The 20,592-nt window shown below is 37.8% G+C and carries 19 protein-coding genes; 14 read left to right on the top strand and 5 right to left on the bottom strand.

What is annotated here, in order from left to right:
• Window positions 1–34: 34 nt before the first annotated feature.
• Both BM086_RS05395 and BM086_RS05390 read right to left on the bottom strand, forming a co-directional pair.
• The gene (locus BM086_RS05395; RefSeq protein WP_092324568.1) at window positions 35–2,332 is read right to left on the bottom strand and encodes a glycosyltransferase family 2 protein; all 2,298 of its coding nucleotides are present in this window, start codon (window positions 2,330–2,332) and stop codon (window positions 35–37) included.
• A gap of 82 nt (window positions 2,333–2,414) precedes the next feature.
• Window positions 2,415–3,626, bottom strand: coding sequence for a CgeB family protein (locus BM086_RS05390; RefSeq protein ID WP_175560116.1), 1,212 nt, complete (start codon window positions 3,624–3,626; stop codon window positions 2,415–2,417).
• A 264-nt stretch (window positions 3,627–3,890) separates the two neighbouring features.
• Between BM086_RS05390 and BM086_RS05385 the strand changes: the two genes are divergently transcribed.
• From BM086_RS05385 to BM086_RS05320, 14 genes are all read left to right on the top strand, one after another.
• The gene (locus tag BM086_RS05385; RefSeq protein ID WP_175560115.1) at window positions 3,891–4,964 is read left to right on the top strand and encodes a glycosyltransferase family protein; all 1,074 of its coding nucleotides are present in this window, start codon (window positions 3,891–3,893) and stop codon (window positions 4,962–4,964) included.
• 161 nt (window positions 4,965–5,125) lie between these two features.
• A complete protein-coding gene (locus tag BM086_RS05380) occupies window positions 5,126–5,842 on the top strand; it encodes a glycosyltransferase family 2 protein (protein WP_092324559.1) in 717 nt (238 codons plus the stop codon).
• A gap of 102 nt (window positions 5,843–5,944) precedes the next feature.
• A complete protein-coding gene (locus BM086_RS05375) occupies window positions 5,945–6,571 on the top strand; it encodes a hypothetical protein (RefSeq protein WP_092324556.1) in 627 nt (208 codons plus the stop codon).
• Window positions 6,564–7,199 (top strand): HAD family hydrolase, encoded by a 636-nt coding sequence (locus BM086_RS05370; protein ID WP_092324553.1) that lies wholly within the window; start codon window positions 6,564–6,566, stop codon window positions 7,197–7,199. Before BM086_RS05375 ends, BM086_RS05370 begins: the two co-directional genes overlap by 8 nt.
• Complete coding sequence (locus tag BM086_RS05365) at window positions 7,196–7,933, top strand: glycosyltransferase family 2 protein (RefSeq protein WP_092324551.1); 738 nt, start codon at window positions 7,196–7,198, stop codon at window positions 7,931–7,933. The genes BM086_RS05370 and BM086_RS05365 overlap by 4 nt, the downstream gene beginning before the upstream one ends.
• Before the next feature lie 4 nt (window positions 7,934–7,937).
• Window positions 7,938–9,608, top strand: coding sequence for a methyltransferase domain-containing protein (locus BM086_RS05360; protein WP_092324548.1), 1,671 nt, complete (start codon window positions 7,938–7,940; stop codon window positions 9,606–9,608).
• A 57-nt stretch (window positions 9,609–9,665) separates the two neighbouring features.
• Window positions 9,666–9,986: a hypothetical protein gene (locus BM086_RS05355; protein WP_092324546.1), complete on the top strand. Its 321-nt coding sequence runs from the start codon at window positions 9,666–9,668 to the stop codon at window positions 9,984–9,986.
• Window positions 9,987–10,024: 38 nt separating this feature from the next.
• Window positions 10,025–11,020: a UDP-N-acetylglucosamine 4,6-dehydratase (inverting) gene (gene pseB, locus BM086_RS05350; protein WP_092324544.1), complete on the top strand. Its 996-nt coding sequence runs from the start codon at window positions 10,025–10,027 to the stop codon at window positions 11,018–11,020.
• A gap of 33 nt (window positions 11,021–11,053) precedes the next feature.
• The gene (locus BM086_RS05345; protein WP_175560114.1) at window positions 11,054–11,944 is read left to right on the top strand and encodes an aldo/keto reductase; all 891 of its coding nucleotides are present in this window, start codon (window positions 11,054–11,056) and stop codon (window positions 11,942–11,944) included.
• Between the two features lie 28 nt (window positions 11,945–11,972).
• Window positions 11,973–12,749, top strand: a complete 777-nt coding sequence (locus BM086_RS05340) for a cytidylyltransferase domain-containing protein (RefSeq protein WP_092324538.1) — start codon at window positions 11,973–11,975, stop codon at window positions 12,747–12,749.
• A 36-nt stretch (window positions 12,750–12,785) separates the two neighbouring features.
• On the top strand, window positions 12,786–14,072 hold the full coding sequence (locus tag BM086_RS05335) for an aspartate aminotransferase family protein (protein WP_092324535.1): 1,287 nt from the start codon (window positions 12,786–12,788) through the stop codon (window positions 14,070–14,072).
• A gap of 69 nt (window positions 14,073–14,141) precedes the next feature.
• The gene (locus tag BM086_RS05330; protein ID WP_092324531.1) at window positions 14,142–15,302 is read left to right on the top strand and encodes a CgeB family protein; all 1,161 of its coding nucleotides are present in this window, start codon (window positions 14,142–14,144) and stop codon (window positions 15,300–15,302) included.
• A gap of 118 nt (window positions 15,303–15,420) precedes the next feature.
• Window positions 15,421–16,077: an HAD family hydrolase gene (locus BM086_RS05325; protein ID WP_092324528.1), complete on the top strand. Its 657-nt coding sequence runs from the start codon at window positions 15,421–15,423 to the stop codon at window positions 16,075–16,077.
• Window positions 16,078–16,109: 32 nt separating this feature from the next.
• Window positions 16,110–16,355: a GIY-YIG nuclease family protein gene (locus tag BM086_RS05320; protein WP_092324525.1), complete on the top strand. Its 246-nt coding sequence runs from the start codon at window positions 16,110–16,112 to the stop codon at window positions 16,353–16,355.
• Between the two features lie 140 nt (window positions 16,356–16,495).
• On the opposite strand, the gene BM086_RS05315 is transcribed toward BM086_RS05320, so the two are convergent.
• The 3 genes from BM086_RS05315 to BM086_RS05305 all read right to left on the bottom strand — a co-directional run bounded on the left by BM086_RS05315 (window position 16,496) and on the right by BM086_RS05305 (window position 20,341).
• Window positions 16,496–17,458, bottom strand: a complete 963-nt coding sequence (locus BM086_RS05315; protein WP_092324522.1) for a hypothetical protein — start codon at window positions 17,456–17,458, stop codon at window positions 16,496–16,498.
• Between the two features lie 370 nt (window positions 17,459–17,828).
• Window positions 17,829–18,815 carry a diaminopimelate dehydrogenase gene (locus tag BM086_RS05310; RefSeq protein WP_092324518.1) on the bottom strand — a complete coding sequence of 329 codons (987 nt, stop codon included), beginning with the start codon at window positions 18,813–18,815 and terminating at the stop codon, window positions 17,829–17,831.
• Between the two features lie 155 nt (window positions 18,816–18,970).
• A complete protein-coding gene (locus BM086_RS05305; RefSeq protein ID WP_242952130.1) occupies window positions 18,971–20,341 on the bottom strand; it encodes a glycoside hydrolase family 5 protein in 1,371 nt (456 codons plus the stop codon).
• Between the last annotated feature and the right edge of the window lie 251 nt (window positions 20,342–20,592).

Genomic DNA, 20,592 nt, shown 5'->3' with positions numbered 1-20,592 from the left:
AATGGCTTTCAGAGCAATAGAGCCTGACATAAAGTCAGGCCAATTCGTTTATAAGCAAGCATATCTGTTCCGTAATATCAGAATAAACTCTTGTTGAGAAGTTATTTATAGAACCATTAAAGTCAGACTGATTATGTATAAGATCGGTGACGTTGATGGTTCTTATTTTTGCGTGCTCAGATGCAAAGTCAGTGATTATAGGATTGATTTCTTTGTACAGATCTGCAAGCTCATTGTCTTTTTCGGAACAGGATGGAAAAGTAGTTTCACTTCCAAGGAGCAGGATTATACCGGGCTTTCCAATAGTATCAGTGGCAAGATTTTCAAGAGTTTTTAGTAGCTTGGAGAGCAGAGTATCATCTTCAGATTCCCATTTTGAATAATCATATTGGAGAAGGCTGTATATGATAATGTGATATTTGCTTGAGTATAGTTTTGTTGGGAGAGAGTCATAAATTGCCGAAGCAATGTTGTTTGCATGTGAAAAATACTCTGTGGTTATGTTTCCACCGATCAGGTAATCTTCAATGGGATGAAGTTCAAGGTCTGATTTTATAAGCACTCTGATGCCATTTTCAATTTGGTGACTAGTTTCATTATTTTGATTTAGGTATTCCTCAATCCCTAAATCTTTTACAGACCATGACAACGTCTTGGCAAGAAGCTTATTTTCACGCGCGTTTACGCAGTAGAATCCCACAATCCCATAATCAGAAAAGCAGTCTGTGACCGTGATATAGCCGTAATTGTTCCAGTCGTTTTTAAGCATCTTAGTAAGATGCGCTTTATCAATTGATAGATCAGGAGAATACATGTGTTTTTCTTCATCTAATAAGGACAAGATTTCATCTATATGATTCTGACAGTCTTTGTGTACAGAAATCTGCAGATTTAGGCGGGTTTGGAAGTCTGAAGCATTTTCGGAGTCCTTTATCAGGGAGTATCTCTGCAAAAATGCCTTCATTAAAGCAGTGTTTCGATGTCTGGGATCATTTTCTTTTAACCTGGAAAAATGCGCAGTTATGTAAGGTACAATTGTATAGTTTTCGTCAGTGATACCCAGAATACAATGTGAAGGGATATTTGTAGCCTTGACAACATCTTTTATTTCAGGTCCCTTGTTTATAAGGCTCATAATGCCATGAGGCTTGAGGGTATCAGCGATTGGCTTGCTGTAAGACTTTTCATCCCACACTATCAGCCTTATGTCATCAAATGGGAAATCATCATATTGATGAAGGTTATTGATCTGAACAGCATCCGGAGCGCAGAGAGATTGTATTCTTTGTATGTCATTATCTGAAAGGCGTTCAAGATAGCTGCTGTCAATGATCAAAAGATTGATAGAGTGCTCTGGGAGCGAAGAAAAAGCTTCATCGATTGTTTGGAAAACAGTCTCGGTTTTCCTGGAGATTTCATACAATGTTTTGTCATTTTCAATTCCATACACGTTACCTCCGTGATAAAAACTTCTTATGGCTTTTAGCTCAGCGCCAAGCTTTGAACCCAGGTGAAGAACATTGAAATTGGCATCACGGGAAAAAGGAATCTGTGAGATGACAGCTCCTGAAGGATAAACGTAATTTAAAATATCAAATCCATATTTCTTTATAAAAAGATCATGATGTTCAAAAGATAGGCGGTTGGTTCCGGTTTTGACAAAACTAGCACTACCAACATGGTAAATAAAGCTATCCCTAACAAGGATAAGCCTGTAGCCAAGCTTTTGTATCTCTATTGAAATAGCATCGTCTTCGTAGTAACCGGGAGCAAAATCTTCATCAAAGCCGCAAACTGCATCCCAGACATTTCTCCGTATAAGCATGGCAAAGCCGTTTAGACGCACTTTCTCCATATATCGGTCGGATTCAGGCACTAAAAGATTATTGCCCCAGTTTACATAATCCTGAGTGGAAGGAAAATCCAGATCGTATTGCTGTCTGTTTCCTGCATAGTTTGACATGGCTCCAACAGCACCAATGTCGTCAGAAGAATAAAGAGCGTTAATGAGTTTTTCTACACATCCATTAGTCAGCTGAGTATCGTTATTAAGTAAAAAGACATCGTAATCCTCATATTCCGTTCCGATAGTTGACTTTACTGCCTGATTGCAGGCAGGTCCAAAGCCGATATTTTCTTTGTTTGCGGTGAGTAATATGTCAGATTGCTCAGATAACCACTCAGTTATGCCATCAGATGATGCATTATCAACCACAGCAATTTTATAGTCGATGGAGGAGAGAGTTTCCCTGATACTGTAAATGCACTCCTGCATATATCTTTTGGCGTTGTAGGATACGATAACGATGAGGATTTTTCTCGTATTTGTCATAATGAGTTATCTCCAATGATCTGCAGACTGTTTAAATTAGCGTTCCTATTTTTTGTTTATTAGCTACAATGAATAGTATTTGCTACATTACTTGATTTTCTGTAACGATATCGATGATTTCGCCAATGCGTACATCAAAGGTATGCTCATTTTGAATCTTTCTATGAGCATTTTCTGCAATCTCTTTTCGTTCATTGTCATTTTTCAGATAGTAATCTATTTTATCCAGCAGGTCTTTTCTGCTTTCGTAATAAACAAAATCTTCGCCCGGAACAAAATGATAAGCCAGGTCTGCCTGATAATTTGATAAAAGAAATCCGCCGGCCCCAAGAATATCAAATACCCTAAGAGGGATTCCGCGTTGGATGCTCCTTAGTGTGATATTTAGGTTTATCTTACTTTCCTTAAATACAATTGGCATTTCTGCAAAATAATCCGCCGGCCCCATATTGGTGACTCCTTCAGGAGAAAATGCGCTGTTCTGATTATAGGTGTAGAGCTTTAGCGGATGTTTTTTTCCAATCATAGTCAAGATCTCTTTTCGCTCAATTATCGTAATCTGACGATTTATGATGAAATTGGCAAAAAGATATTCGAGAGTTTCGGCACTATCGGGATATGGGTAAAGATTACTTGCTTTTTGAATCGCATCAGTAATCTGCGGAGTAAGACATTCTTCAACAAAGTTTATACCATCTACCTGAAGCTGACTGTTTATAATACCCTGCAGATAGCCGACGGTGTAGCCATCAAGCTTTGGAAGAATCTCGTCATAATACTGTTTTCGTTCGGTATAAAGAGATCCGACAAAAGAAATATCCGCGCTAAATTTTTTCTTTTCTTCAGATGAGTAGTGTATGTTGTCTAGTCTTTTAGTAGAAGCGGCAAGCGGAAGATAATGTACGGTTTTAATGCCGCCTCTTACAAAGGTTTCATACTGCTTGGAGTCAAACATCAGCACCACGTTACATGGATTGATGACCTGATATGAGTAAAGAAAAATCTCAGGATTATCGTATATCCATGACACGTATGTGACCTTTTCAATGTTGCAGACTTTGGAGACAACAGGGAGAAAGTTAAAGGAAAAAACAAAGTCAGGCACATGTTTTCTAAGGGCAGCTAGAAATGCTTTTTCAAAGACATCGTCATTTCTGACTTTGCTTTCATCATATACATAATCATATTTTATAATATCCAGCGAATTACCATTTGAGTCTTTATAAGATTCAAGGGCTGCGAGCATATCTTTATTTGCAAAAAATGTTGTTATGTTCAAATATAAAATTTTCATAAAGCTTTTATTTCCTTTCAGATATCCGCTGTTGGGATTATCGTAGAGGTACAGATATTTACTGAAAATCATACACATTTATTATAACAAATATAATCGAATAACCGTAGAATAATTATCGTTAAAATTTGTAAAAAAGCCCTATCTATCATAAAATATTTGTATATGAATATAATATTTTACCGCTATAACAGCATATGTGAGCCTGATTATTTAGACGCTTTTAGAAAATTGGGCATAAACGTAATTGAAGACAAAGATGGCATGAGAAAAGACATAGATATCAGTGAAAAGCTGACAAAGCTTGGGAATATGATATCGGATTATCGTCCACTTTTTATCTTTTCGATAAATTTCTTCCCGTTTTTGTCTATTTTGTGCGAGAAGCTGGGAATAATTTATGTAGCAGAATCAGTGGATTGTCCGGTGTTTGAGATTTTCCATACTTCTATTAGAAATAAGGTTAACAGAGTATTTCTTTTTGACAGGCAGCAGTATTTATCAGTGCAATCTGAGAATCCAGGATATATTTTTCATTTGCCCTTGGGCGCTCCGTGTGAGAGAACACAGGCTCTCTTAGGAGATGATTATAAACCGGAATATGATATCTCTTTTATCGGCTCATTATACAAGGAAAAAGATCTGTTTTTTGATCTGAAATTGCCAAAGGCTGAAAAAGAAAGATTTGTCCGGATTATGAAAGAACAGATAGCTGAATCTGGCAGTGGAATGAAATATTCAGAGGAAAGAATCGATGAAAAAGCAGTTTCGCTGATAAAAAACGCGGCCAAAGAGTTCTATCCATCGGACAGCAGTGTGAAAAATATGGACAGATTTGTAGCACTTAACGATTATATAGCTCCACATATCGCCTTTCTTGAAAGGGTAGATATACTAAATGACATTGCAGATTCAGTGGAGAATGCAAAGGTACATCTTTTTACAAGAAGTGATACATCAGATATTTCAAGGAAAGTAAAGCTTCACGGTGGAGTAAAGTCTTTGGAAGAAATGCCATTTGTTTTTAGAAACAGTAAGATCAATCTTAACATTTCGCTTCGCTCAATTCAGACCGGGATACCGCAGAGAGTATGGGATGTGCTTGCCTGCAGGGGATTTCTTATCACGAATGATCAGGAAGAGATTAAAGATTATTTTACTCCCGGGGTACATCTTGAGACATATTCAAGTCGAGATGAGCTTAAGGAAAAAGTCAGGTATTATCTGGAACATGAGGATGAGCGCCTGAGGATTGCACAGGCTGGCTTTGATGAGGTCCAGCGAGGACATACTGTGCTACTTAGGGCTGCGGAGATGATAAAGCGCGCGTTCAGTTAGATACGGCGATTGACGACAACAGAGCATATATTCAAGTTGATAGAAATGGTCAAGTTCATGTAAAGATGCTGGATTAGGATGCATGAAATAATCTCATGCTTATAATCTGTCGTGACATCATTTTTGATCTTTACATTAGTAATTCTCTCGGAGGAAAAAATATGTTAAATATCGTAATTCCAATGGCAGGACGAGGAAGCAGATTTGCAGATGCAGGGTACGAACTACCAAAACCACTTATAGATGTATGCGGGAAGCCGATGATAGAGGTCGTTACAGAAAATATCAGACCTAAGTGCGAGCATAGGTTTATATACATTTGTCAGGAAGAACATCTGAAAAAATATGATCTTGAAAAGGAACTAAGCCGCATGTCACCGGGCTGCAAAATAATCACTATTGATCACATTACTGAAGGCGCTGCCTGCACTGTTTTGCTGGCGTCAGACCTCATTGATAATGATGACGAGATGATGATTGCTAACAGTGACCAATATGTGGATACGGATATCAATGAGTATTTATCATATTTGAAAGAAGACGGCCTTATCATGACCATGCCTGCTGATCATCCCAAGTGGAGCTATATAAAGTTTGATGAAAATGGATTTGTCACTGAGGTCAGGGAAAAAGAAGTCATATCAAACGAGGCAACGGTAGGAATTTATAACTACAAGCATGGAAGTGATTTTGTTAAGTTTGCAAATCAGATGATTGAAAAGAATATCCGTGTCAACAATGAGTTTTATGTTGCACCTGTATATAACGAAATGATAGCAGCAGGGAAAAGAATTGTGTACCACAATGTGGGGGAGAAGATGCACGGCCTTGGAACACCGGAGGATTTAAATGCATTTCTGGAAAAGAAGTTATTATGATGAAAGTTCAGCGGGGCATAATGCTATAGAGATGAGAGCGTTTTTGGTAATGGAGCGAATTATGTCATCAGTAACATTATAAGTATTTATCCGGGAGACAAAATGGAAATAATTGCGCATAGGGGCTTTTGGAAAGAATCCCAGGAAAAGAATACAATGACCGCTTTTAAGAGGTCATACCAAAATCAATTTGGTACAGAAACAGATTTTAGGGATTATTGCGGCGAGCTTGCTGTTTCTCATAACGTGGCAGATTCCAGTTGCCCATCGGCAAGAGCATTTTTTAGTCTTTATAAAAAAACTGATGTGACACTGGCATTAAATGTGAAAGCTGATGGAATTCAGCAGATGCTCAAGGAACTGCTTAATGAATATGAGATAACAAAGTATTTTTGCTTTGATATGTCGGTTCCGGATACTCTTGGATATATCGAGGCGGGACTACGCTTTTTTGTAAGGCAAAGTGAGTATGAAACCATAAACAGCCTATATGAAAAGGCAGATGGTGTATGGGTAGATGGTTTTGAGAGTGATGACTGGATAACAAAGGAACTTATTCTGGAGCACAGGCAAAAAGGTAAGAAGGTGTGCATAGTGTCATCAGACCTTCATGGCAGAGATTACTCTTTGTTATGGGAACGGCTTAAGGATAAAGATATTTTAAATGATGAGCAGATAATTCTTTGCACCGATTACCCTGATAAGGCAAAGGAGTTTTTCTATGGCTAAAATAAAAGCGGTTATTTTCGACATGGACGGAGTTCTGATAGATGCCAAGGAGTGGCATTATGAAGCGCTGAACAGGGCGCTTGGCTTGTTTGGTTATACGATTACCAGATACGATCATCTTGTTACTTATGACGGACTACCTACAAGAAAAAAACTTGAAATGCTGTCAAAAGAGCAGAATCTTCCGGTAGAACTTCATTCTTTTATCAACGAAATGAAACAAAGATATACCATGGAAATCGTCCATTCGAAGTGCAAACCTGTATTTAACAAAGAATATGCTATGTCAAGGCTTAAGGCGGATGGATACAAGATAGGCGTTGCATCTAATTCAGTGCGAAACTCTATTGTCACAATGATGGATATGAGCGATCTTAGCAAATATATTGATGTGATAGTGTCCAATCAGGATGTAAAAGAGGGAAAGCCTAATCCTGAAATATATTTTAAGGCGATTGAAGGGGTAGGACTAGAGCCCTCAGAGTGTCTTGTCGTTGAAGATAACATAAACGGAATCAAGGCGGGACAGGCAGCAGGTGCCTTTGTAATGCAGGTGGAGACGGTTAATGATGTTACTTATGACAATATCATAAGGGCAATCAGAGATTATGAAGGGGGAAAAGGATGAATGCATTGATACTTTTTTCCGGAGATGATAAGGCTTTTAAAGAGGGAGGTTATCTGTATCCAAAGAACCTTACTGAAATAGATGGAACCCCTATGATCGAGAATGTCCTTAATGGTTTTAAGGATATAATCTCAGCTTCTGATAAGCTTCTTTTAACCATGAGAAAAACTGAGATTGACAAGTATTACACGGCGTCGGTTGCAAGACTCTTATATCCGGAGTGTAAGATAGTCAGCATACCAAATATAACAAAAGGGGCTGCCTGCGCGGTACTTCTTGCGGTTCAGGACATTGATAATGATGAAGAGCTTGTTGTTATGAACGGCGATATCATTATCGAGCAGCCATTAATGCCGGCAATTGAGGACTTTAGGAAAAGAAATCTTGACGGCGGGGCGATAACTATAGAGAGCGTTCATCCCAGGTGGTCGTTTGTGAAGTGTGATGAAAACGGTCATATGATAGAAGCTGCAGAAAAGCGTCCTATCAGCAAGAATGCGACAGTTGGAATCTATTATTACAAGCATGGAAAAGAATATGTTGAAGCTGCCAAGAATATGATAAGAAAAGATGCTTCGGTAAATGGTATTTTCTATATTTGCCCGGTGTTTAATGAGATGATACTTTCACAGAAGAAATTGGGAATTCATCAGATAGATAGGAATAACTACTATTCTCTTGCAAATCCTGCAGGAGTAGAGGCATATAACAAGCATTTGGAAGAAAGGGCATAAGCATATGGAAAATATTTTATCAGCAATTCAGAATGAATCATGGGAAGAAGCTTTAGAATTATTTTTGAATTATACTGAGGGGAAAAAACTTGATGAAGATATGTGCATAATCGGGGCAACGATCCTTGAACATTTTGATGATTCTGAAAGTTTGTTTGAGATAATTCAATCTGGGCTTAAGCTCAATATCTTTAATTATGAATTATACATTTTGTTGGGAAATTATTATAGCAGGACAAATCCGGAAAAGGCTTATCTGACATATGAAAATGCTCTTTATTTTGCAAGAAAGTACGGCACTGAAGAAGATATTGAAACGGTAGAGACTATATTAAATGATTATAGAGAAATGGCTAAGCCTAATGTAAGAAAGGTTACTATTTTAGTCATTTATGATGAGGAAAAAGAATATTTGAAAAAATGCCTGGACGGAATAAAGGACAATTGTTTTAGGGATTGTTATGAGATTGAGAAAATCGAAGCTTTAGATTTTGAAAAAAGGATTGGTTTAATAAATGAAGCTGTTCTGAAATCTAATAAGGACAATGATGTATTCCTCTTAAGAAGTGATGTTGTAATGATGCCTAATGCATTATACAATTTGAGACTTGGACTATATGAGAGTGATGATATTGGAGCATGCAGTGCAGTAGCTAATTTCGCATTCTATATGCAAATACGCCCACAGAAAAATGTTCATAGCGAGAGTGAGAGTTATGACTTTGCACTTCTAAATAATATTCCTATGGCACGTCCATATGAGACAAAATGCTCTGTTGATGGTAACTTTGTTCTGATTAAGCGGGATGTTATATATAAAGTATTCCCTATAGATGAATACATGCTCAGTGATGGTTCTAATTTTACTGAGCTTTCCTTAAATATTATTAAAAGCGGCTATCATAACGTGGCTTGCTGGAATAGTTATGTCTATCGCAAAATTAGGGAAGAGCTTAATGCTAAGAATAAAAAGTACTTGGATTCTGACAGGGATAAATTTACTGAAAAATGGGGATTCCTGGCTGAATATTATATGAATGTCAGAAATGAAATGATAGACCTGTTCAAGAAAGATATTGATGAAGAATTTGATGTCCTTGAGGTTGGCGCAGGCCTTGGAACTACACTTTTAAATATACAATATAGATATCCTAATGTAAGAGTAAAAGGAGTTGAAATAGTTCAAAAACTTACAGAAATAGCCAAGAATTATGTGAACATTGAGTACGGAAATATTGAAACATATAATTTTGCGGATGATGAGGAGTATGATTATATTCTTTTTGGAGATGTGCTGGAGCATCTGGTTGATCCGTATACACTTGTTGATAATCTTAAAAAGCATTTAAAACCTGGTGGATGCATAATCGCAAGTATACCGAATATTTTGGATGCTGAAGTTATATATGAACTTCTTCATGGTAATTTTACTTATATGGATGCAGGCGTTTTGGACAGAACTCATTTGAGATTTTTCACACAAAATGAAGTGGTGAAATTATTTACGGAAAGAGGTTATGAGATAGTAGATCTATATGGCTTGCCTGATCATCTCAGGAATTCAAGAAAGTATGGCGACTTCTTTGATAAGCTTACGAGAATTGAAGGAGTAGTCGACAGAAGCGCTTTTGATATGCTGCAATATCTTGTATGCGCAAAAAAGAAAGAAGAATAAGTAAAGAAAAAAAGGTTAAAGCATATTGTTTTGGGTTAGTATTTGGGAGAATTCAAAATGAAGATTGGTAAGTTAAATAATATGACCAAGGGGTGGTTTATTGGGAATTTTACACCGTCTCTATTTCAAACTAATGATGTTGAAGTGGCCGTGAAAAGATATAAAGCCGGGGATCATGAAGATAAACATTATCATAAAATAGCCACTGAATATACGGTTATAGTAGATGGCGAAGTTGAAATGAATGGTGTTCGGTATTATAAGGATGACATCATTGTCATGGAACCGGGAGATGCAACAGATTTTACAGCGATAACCGATGCTACAAATGTTGTAGTTAAAATACCAGGAGCGAATAATGATAAGTATTTAGTATAAAAGCAAATGAATCTGTTTTATATAGAGGGATAAGTATTATGCTGAATAATAAGACTATTTTAGTGACGGGCGGAACTGGTTCTTTTGGTCATCATTTTGTTGAGTATGTATTTGCTCATTATAACCCCAAGAAACTGATTATTTATAGCCGTGATGAGTTTAAACAATATCATATGGCGAATCGCTATAAAGAATATGAGGATGCTTTGCGATTTTTTATCGGCGATGTAAGAGATGCAGCTCGCTTACGACGCGCTATGAAAGGCGTGGATTATGTTATTCATGCTGCTGCATTAAAGCAGGTGCCGGCATGCGAATATAATCCTAATGAAGCGATTAAAACTAATATAATGGGGGCTGTTAACGTGATTGAAGCTGCGCTTGATGAAGAAGTGGACAAAGTTGTAGCTCTTTCAACTGATAAAGCAGTCAGTCCAATTAATTTATATGGCGGAACCAAGTTTGTGTCCGATAAATTATTCTGCGCAGCCAATGCGTACGGTGGAGCAAATGGCACAACATTTTCTGTGGTAAGATACGGGAATGTTGCAGGATCAAGAGGCTCAGTCATACCTTTCTTTCAGAGCATAATAGATAGAGGTGAAAGTGTTCTTCCTATAACAGATTTCAACATGACTAGATTTTGGATAAGCCTTGAACAGGGAGTTGAATTAGTTGTTCAGGCTCTTGAAAATTCTCGTGGTGGAGAAACATATATTTCCAAGATTCCTTCTTTTAGAATTACTGATCTGGCAAAGGCAATGAAGGAAGACTGCGAACTAAAAGAAGTCGGGATAAGGGAAGGAGAGAAGCTTCATGAGGTTATGATCACCAGAGAGGATTCTGTCAGAACCTATGAATATGAGAAAAATTATATAATTTATCCTCATTATGATTGGTGGAGCAAGACTTTTATAATACCTGGCGGTAAATTGGTAGAACCTGGATTTGAATACAACTCGGGAACAAATAAAGTTTTTTTGACAGTAGAAGAACTTAGAGAAAAGCTTAAAACTGACCTTGATATTCATTGATTTCAAATGACTTATATCAGGAGTAGACGACTGATGATTTTGGGTACAGTTCAACTTGGGATGAATTACGGCATAAATAATGCAATAGGTAAACCTCCTTTCAGGCAGGCTATTGAGATATTGGACATTGCATACAAGAATGGAATACGTAGGCTGGATACAGCTCCGGCATATGAAGAGTCAGAGGAATTAATTGGGTATTACCACCAACGTTCAGGCAATAGTTTTGATATCTGTACTAAGCTTTCAATCGATTTTTTAGAAAAAAATAAAAGTGATATTTATAGTATAAAAAAGGTAATTGCTCGTTCCTGCGAAAAACTTAAAGTTCCAAGGTTGTATTGCTATTATCTTCATCGTTTTGAACAATGCAAGAATGCTGAGTTGATAGCTACGCTTGAGCAAATAAAACATGAAGGCTTGATTGATAATGTGGGTATATCGATATATTTCCCCAAAGAACTTGAATATATATGTTCTTTCTTGGCTCAAAAAGTTGATATCGTTCAGATTCCATACAATATTTTCTCATTGGATTTGTGGAATGATGTTATTAAAGAGGCGCACGATAAAGGAATTAGAATATTTGCGAGGAGTATCTTTTTACAGGGGCTGGTTTTTAAAAGAACTGATGATGAATTTGTGAAAAAGATAGGTGCTGTTACTTATCTTGAATTTATACACAAATTAGCAGAGAAGTTAAATGTCAGTATTTCACAGTTGTGTTTTGATGTAGTTAAAAGCAATGGTTATATTGATGACATATTAATGGGATGCGAAACGATTGAACAACTTTCTGATAATATTGGTCTTAAAAGTGGATTTACGAGTTTTGATAATGGTTTAATGCATGATATAGAAAAAGTTATGGATGGAGTACCAGATGATATGATCAATCCTTCGGAGTGGGGGAAATACAATTAAGAATACATGCAGTATAAAGGGACACTATATGAAATATTTGGCTATGATTCAGGCAAGGTGCGGTTCCAGCAGGCTTCCTAACAAAGTTCTTATGGAACTGTGTGGAGCACCGGTTCTTAAGAGAATGATAACAAGAGTAATGAAGAGTCAATTTATAGATGAGGTAATGGTTATTACGTCTATAGAAAAGAATAATCTGCCACTTGTAAATCTATGCAGCTCGATAGGAATAAGGATTGGCATAGGCTCGGAAGATGATGTTCTTGACAGATTTTATCAGACTGCAAAATTGCTCAAGCCGGAATATGTTATTAGACTTACGGCAGATTGTCCATGTTTTGATGCTGGTTTGCTTGACCTGGCAATATCACAGCTTAGACCTGAAACGGATTACCTTGGAATGATAAGCGAAACTTTTGCTGATGGGCTGGATTTAGAGATTATCAGATATAGTGCGCTTGAACAGTCTTGGAGAGAGGCAAGGCATTCTTTTGAAAGAGAACATGTTACACAATATATCGTCAGAAATCCTGAACTGTTTTCTATTCAGGATTTTGTTTCACCTATAGGTGACTTTGGTAAATATAGGTGGACGGTTGATGAACCGGAGGATTTTGAACTGGTTGAGAAAATATATAAGCATTTTTTGATAGATAAAGGAACAGATGAATTTGGGTATAAAGATATTTTGGAGTATTTTAAAGAATGCCCTGAGTTATTAACGATAAATGAGAAATATAAGCGTAACGAAGGCTTGGAAAAGTCAATCAGAGAAGATAAATTTGTGTCTACAGATAATAGTTGAGCATTATTTCTATTAGAGAAATCAGGAGATATATGAATGTGCAGATTTGATAAATCTCAGGAACTATTGAAAAGGGAGCTAAAGGTATCTCCGCTAGCAGCTCAAACATACAGTAAATCATATAGGTATTTTTGTGAAGGGTTAGCACCATCTTACATGGAGCGGGGCGAGGAATGCTATGTTTATGATGTAGATGGAAATAAATTCCTTGATTTCATGTGCGCACTAGGACCGGTAATACTTGGATATAATAACAAAGAGGTAAATGATGCTGTTATAGCACAGGTGAATAAATTTGCAAGTGGATCATTACAGTCTGAGTTAGAAGTTGAATTGGCTGAGAAACTATGTGAAATAATTCCATGCGCTGAAATGGTCAGATTTGTAAAAAATGGTAGCGACGCTACAACAGCTGCAATCAGACTTGCGCGGGCTTATACAGGACGGGAAAAGGTACTGATGTCGGGATATCATGGGATGCATGACTGGTCGATAGGGGCATCGGAGAATAATAAAGGTGTACCGAAAGCTGTATGCGAACTTACAAAGAATTTTAAATATAATGACTTAGGAGATTTAGAGAGTAAATTAAAAGGCAATGATGTTGCAGCGGTTATTCTTGAACCTATACAGGCTGATGGACCACAGAGTGATTACCTTGAATGTGTTAAAGAGATAACGCATAGGTATGGCGCAGTTTTGATCTTTGATGAGGTGGTTTCAGGATTTAGATATGCTTTGGGAGGCGCATCGGAGCTTTATGGAGTGAAACCTGATCTTGTGGCAATTGGTAAAGGCATGGCTAACGGCTATGCTATTTCAGCTGTTGCCGGAAAAAGAGAATTGCTTGATCAGATAGAGCAGGGAGTTTTTATATCTACTACATTTGGAGGAGATAGTATAGGATTAGCGGCTTCGCTTGCTACTATCAGAGTCCTTGAGAGACCTGGGTTTTATGAGCATATAGAAAATGTTGGTAAGATCATGAGAAATGGCATGATTGACCTTATTGATAAGTATGGACTAAATGATATTCTTTCGGTTTGTGGGCTTCCTGCACATTGCGGTCTGTCTTTTGAGGGACATGGAAGCCTTTCCTATCTTGATGTGCATTCAATTTATTCACAGACAATGATTGATAATGGCATATTGGTATTTGCTGTTTATAACCTAAATGCAGCACATTCAAAGGAAGAGGCGCAGCGGTATCTCGCTGCTTCTGAAAAAGCCTTTGATCTCATTAGAAAAGCTATTGATCAGGATAGTGTTGATGGAATATTGCGTGGTGGAAAAGTTAATCCCGTGTTTAAAAGGAATAAATGAAATGGAAACAACTGATGCCACACAAAATGGTTTTTAGAGTGGCTTTGATATAAAGATGGTTTAGGAGAGATGACAGTTGCAGTAGTATATTTTAAAGAACTAAGAAAAGAAGATTTAGTATGGGCGCTTCTTCAGGCGGGATTTGATGTACAGATAATGGATTCAGAAATATCTATTTATAGTACAGAAAAAGATGATGCATTAAAGTTTGAACAATATATCAAGGAAAATCAGATTGATGCAGTATTTACCTATGACTTTTGCCCGGCCTTGTCAGATGGGTGTTCTATATGCAGCATTCCTTATGTTTCGTGGGTTTATGATTGCCCCCTTCAGACACTCTATGAGAACTCAGTAAGTAATGATTGCAACTATATTTTTTCTTTTGATAAAAAACAAGTTGAGACTATAAGACAATGTGGTGGAAAACATGCATATTATCAGCATTTGGGAACTAATGTATTTCGTAATTCCGCGATTGTTATAACTGATGAAGATGAGAAAAAGTATTCCTGCAATGTTTCGTTTATTGGTAATCTTTTTTCAGATGGTATATATGACCTGGCGGGGCAAGTTGTTGATGAAGCTACAAAACAGGAATATCAGAATATTATTGATGATGCCTATGGAAAATGGGATGGCATAGACAGAATTCACGGAAGACTTAGTGAGCAGGCTTTGGACAAGTTAACAGATCTTGATAGGGGTAAGTTTAATGATAAATTCAAAATGCCTCTGGATGATTTTTTCTGTTCAACTTTGATTTCATATAAACTTGCTGATTTGGAACGAACTGATATGCTTGGACGGCTGGCAAAGTATGGAATGCGTTTTTACACTTATGAAAAAAATGTCAATATTTCAGGGATTGTTCCTCAGCCGCCGCTTAATTATATGGATGAACTCCCCAAGGCATATGCCCTTAGTAAAATAAATATCAACATAACACTTCACAGCATCACATCCGGGATTCCACTTAGAGTATTCGATATCATGGGAGTTGGAGGATTTGTTCTTTCAAATTACCAGCCTGAGATTGAAGAGTTATTTGATATAGGAAAAGAAATAGTTGTCTACAGAACTCTTGATGAATTAGAGGATAAGGTTCAGTATTACCTTTCACATGATGATGAGCGCAGGAAAATTGCGCTAAATGGCTACTTTGCTGTGAAGGAGAGGTTTGATAATCAGAAAATAGTGAATGATATGCTGATAGAGAGCTGCTTGTGATTTCTAGTGGCTCTTTATTATGTGTATTTGAATATTATTTAATTAACGGATAATGTCACAGATATAAATGCGCTTTGATGATATAATGTTGGTAAAACTGTTAGGAGCGTATAAATAATTGAAATATAAATGTCTAATTTTTGATCATGATGATACAACTGTAAATAGCACAGCTACGATACATTATCCAAGCTTTGCTGAATATATGAAAAAGTTTCATCCGGAGATTCAGTATTCACTTGAGGATTATGTGAGATATAATTTTCATCCCGGAGTTATGGCGTTTTTTAGTGAAATTTGCGGACTAAACGATGAGGAGCTCAAGACAGAAGAGCTTTACTGGTATGAGTATGCAAGGAATCATTGCGCAGATGCTTTTCCGGGGATAAAAGAAATCATGGAGCGTCAGAAGGCAGAGGGTGGAATAATAGCGGTTGTTTCCCATTCTTACGCCGATAATATCCTTAAGGATTACAGACATAATAATCTTCCTGAACCGGATATGATATTCGGATGGGAACAGCCACTTGATGAGCGTAAGCCATCACCTGTGCCTGTTTATAAGCTTATGGAAAAATATGGTCTTGAGAAAAAAGATATTCTTATGATTGATGATCTAAAGCCAGGCCTTGATATGGCAAAGGCAGCGGGCATAGATTTTGCAGCTGCCTGCTGGTGCTTCGACATTCCTGAAAACGAGAAGCATATGAGAGAAAATGCGGACTTTGTGTTTAAGAGCGTGGGAGAGTTTAGGGATTTTCTACTGAATGATTAAATGATGTTTTAGAAAAGGCCATAAAAATAGCTATGAATTATACATATATCTTAAAATGTGCAGATGGTACCTATTATTGTGGTTGGACAAACAATCTTGAAAAAAGACTTAAGACTCACAATGAAGGGAAAGGTGGAAAATATACCAGGGCAAGACTTCCGGTTGAGCTGGTTTACTATGAAGAGTTTGAAACAAAAGAGGAAGCGCAAAGTCGTGAGTGGCATATAAAGCAGCTTACAAGGAAGCAGAAGGAACAACTTATCTTTGCTAAGGTATGAGTTTATATAGAGACAGACTAAGTATGAGTCATGGAGTGTAATGGTGAATCTTGCTAAGAACAGCCTGTTATAAGTAACAGACGAAATATCTTAAATAAAGAAAAACGACATTTGACGTTTCCAAATGTCGTTTTTGCATCTTAATATGGATTTTTAAATACTGAAGGCTTTGGCTTATTTACCTGAATAATCCTTGCTTCTTCAAGGTTTCTGAGAAGCAGGAGTCTTGCTTCGCCAACGTACTCAGGTTTTAACATGAAGTAACTGTAGGTCTCGATAAGAGAGAAGAGATTAGCACTTCTTCCTTCAATCTTAAAGTTGTTGATTCCCATTGGAACATATTTTTCCCAAATGAGTTCCGGAGGAACGAAGGTTGGATAATCCTGAATTGTGTAAAGGCAGTTCTTATCGCCGTATTCGCAGTACCATGGAACGATAGGTCTTCTCTGATCCGGAGGGAGCTTGCGGTTGTTCTTCATTATTTCCTGATTTATACCAACGTTTTTGTAGTGGTCGCCACGTCTCTTACAATTTGGTGTGCAGAGGCAGTTTATCAATACTTCGAGTTTTTCTTTGTGATGAAGCTGTTCAATTTCATCCCATTTATTGTTCATGTTGTAGTCTAGAACTACATACTTGTAATCTTTATCAAGTTCTTCATTAAGAGCTTCAACGCTCTTGATTTCCTTACAGGTTGTTGAATCTATTGCGTAGGAAGGATAGTTCTTTCTAATGTATTCTTCAAGAATAGGAGAAAAGACTAAAACTTCGTTCTTGCCATTATCGCCGGATTTTAAGCAGAAATTACAAAATTCGTCATTTAAATCTTTTTCTTTGACAAGTGGATTAGTGAAGGTGAAACGAACAGGAATCCCCTGGTTGTTGATGCTTCTAATAACATTCTGGACAAATGCAGCATCGCACTGATCTTCCTTGAACAGTCTTCCGCCATTCCATATTGAAAATGGGAATGTGCCGAAGCAGGATGCAATCTCAACATCTTCTCTGAAGTAGTGTGGGTATTGTTTTAACATGCTTATCCAGAACATGTTGAGGGGGTAATTATAACGTAACCCCGGTAAGTGAAACTTAACTTTTTCCATGTGTAACTTTTTCCTCCAATTATACGCAAGCCCAAAATAAAACCATATCTCTGCTCACTTCTCCTCGTCGTGATTTACTGGGATTCGATAGCAGAAAAATGTCTCATTTCATGCTATTCAAAGCAATCGACATTTTCCTGCTATCTTATCCCGTAAATCATCTTCTCGTGCGAATGATTCGCAGATCTACGGTTTTACATTGGGCTGGCTGATTTTTGCTATGTAAAAATGTGATGATGTCAGGGAGAAAAGTCTGAATCCACGATAAGATTGATTGAGAGTGGTTGAAAGACTTTATGATCCTTGACATCATTTTTGACATTTACATCATATTATTATTTGAATCTGTAACTCTTATATATCAGATTTATTACAGCAGGTGTGCTCTGAGTTCTTCACCTGTTTTTTCAGATAAATATGCAGGTGGGATATCAAGAATTGTCTTGCAACCCTTCATTCCCTCTTTCTGCATTCTGAAAGCAGCACGAGCAACAGCTACAAGAACGCTTGTTGTAAATTCAGGGTTTGAATCGAGCTTAAGGCTGTATTCAATGATGTGGTTGTGTTCTTTGTTTACACCTGTTTTGCCGCTTCTGAAAACGAAACCGCCGTGAGCCATTCCGCTGTGATTTGTGAGAAGTTCTTCTTCTGAGATGAAGTGAACTGTTGTGTCGTAGTCAGCGAAATAGTTAGGCATTTCTTTGATCTCTTTTTCTACGGCTGCAGCATCTGCACCTTCTTCGAGAACTACAAAGCACTCTCTTGTGTGTTTCTGACGTGTTGTGAGTTCAGGATTCTGACCACTTCTAACTGCCTCAAGTGCAGATTCAACAGGAATAGTGTACTGCTTGGCATTCTTAACGCCTTTTATGCGGCGGATTGCATCTGAATGTCCCTGAGAAACACCTTTTCCCCAGAAAGTATAATCATTTCCGTCAGGAAGGATTGCGTTTGAATAAACTCTTGCAAGGGAGAACATTCCGGGATCCCAGCCGCAGGATATGACAGCGACTTTGTTTGCTGAAGCAGCTGCTGCATCAACGTTTGCAAAATGCTCAGGAATTCTTGCATGAGTATCAAAACTGTCTACAACATTGAAAAGCTTCGCATATTCAGGTGTCTGGGTAGGAAGGTCAGTAGCGCTTCCACCGCAGAGAATCATTACGTCAATCTTATCTGTCCAGTCGGCAACGTCGTTAACAGAAACAACAGGTACGTTTGCAGTCTGTATAGTGAGAGAAGAGGGATCTCTTCTTGTAAAAACTGCTACAAGTTCCATGTCAGGAGCTTCTTTTACAGCAAGCTCAACGCCTCTTCCCAAGTTACCATAACCTAAAATTCCAATTCTTGTGCTCATTTTTTCCTCCTATGATAATTACAATTTATTATCTGACTAAGTCTGTATATGGCGGATACGTAATGCTTTGGATTTGCCCCAAATACAAGTTAAGTGCAAGTCGGGACATTTGCATTGGGCAAAATATGTTTTTGACCCTTACAATATATAACCAATTAGTGCTGCTTATTAGCATAGCTTGAGCGGATAATAGCATCAACTACAGGCTCTCTGTACCAGGTTAAATCTTTTCTGTTGAGGATGGCGAATTTCTCACCGTCCTGGTCATATATTCCGTTATCCCACCAGAAGCATGGAACACCGGCGAGAGTAGCTTTCTGAACGTAAGAAGTAACCCATTTTCTAACTTCGTCTGTATTTTCTGATTTGTTTACTGCGCCATATTCGGTTAAAAGAACCGGAATTCCTTTATTAAGGAAGTTTTTGCGCAGGTTAAGGATCAACGTGTTGATATCACCATCACGGCTTCCTGTCCATTTGTCTATTTCTGAAGAAGTACCTGAAGCAAAAGTGAAATCATAAGGTTCATAAGCATGGATAGCAACAGCGATGTGCTCATCCTCAGGAATCTCAAGCTGACTTGCAGCAGCCTGAATAATAGTATCGCCATAAGTTGTTACAACCAAAAGACGTTTTTCATTATTACCACCGGTTGCACGAACTGTGTCAACAAAGCTCTTGTTAAGCTGATTGACGCAATCTCTTTCATCTGAGGTGCCGCCGGACCATTCAGCAGCGCTGCCTTTAGTTCTTGGTTCGTTAAGCCCCTCAAATATCAGGTGATCTCCGTAATCCTTGAAGCGTGTTGCAATCTGATTCCAGATAGCTATATTTTCTGCATCGACTTCATCAATCTTGGCCTTGTCCGGAACTCGCCACATTTCTTCGTGATGGGTATCAATAAGGACATACATTCCGTCATCGAGGGCGTAATTTACAACTTCTTCAACTCTGTCCATCCATTCGGGATCAATAGTGTAATCAGGAGCTGAGCCAACATGATTGCCCCAGGTAATGGGGAGTCTGATAGAATCAAAACCCTTTTCACATACAGTATCAATCAGCTCTTTCGTTATTTTGGGATTTCCCCAGCTTGTTTCTGAAGAAAGGTCATTACTGCCTGTGGCATCAAGAGTATTACCAAGATTCCAGCCTGCAGTCATTTCAGCAACAAGGTCAGCGGCTGAAATATCTCTCATTTCATCACTTCTTTCTGTGATGCCTTTGATGCTAATAGTTGATACAGTACCTGATGAATCGGAAGAATCCGCTTCTGATGTACTGTTTGCAGCATCATCATTAGAACTTTCATTACTTTCATTTTCCGAAGTGCTGGAAGAATCTGATGCTGCATCTGCTGAATTATCAGCGGCATTATCTTCTTGCGGAGCATCATTTTGTGCTGAGGTATTACTATCAGTATTCGCATCTGCAGAAGAACTGTTGGAACTATTCCCGCATCCCTGAAGCCCGCCAAGTGCAAGAGCGGCTACAAGGGGGATTACCATTATTTTTTTTCTTATCATAATACACTCCCCGTTTTTTTTTCTTCCTATTATAACGGCTAATCCCAAATTTGAACACATGAAAAATAATATAATGTTAAATTACTCATCCTACAGAAATGCGCACTGTGCTGCGCATTTCTGTAGGATGATTTAGAAGTGAGCGCATTTCTTCGGCGAAGAAGAATTGGAATGAATGCGCTAATGAGTTATTGGAACGAGCTATATGCGAGTGAACAGTAACGATGTCAGAGCCAAAAGTCTGAACCAAC

Source organism: Butyrivibrio sp. YAB3001, assembly GCF_900112195.1.
Taxonomy (GTDB): domain Bacteria; phylum Bacillota; class Clostridia; order Lachnospirales; family Lachnospiraceae; genus Butyrivibrio.
This window is presented reverse-complemented; position numbering and strand designations above follow the sequence as displayed.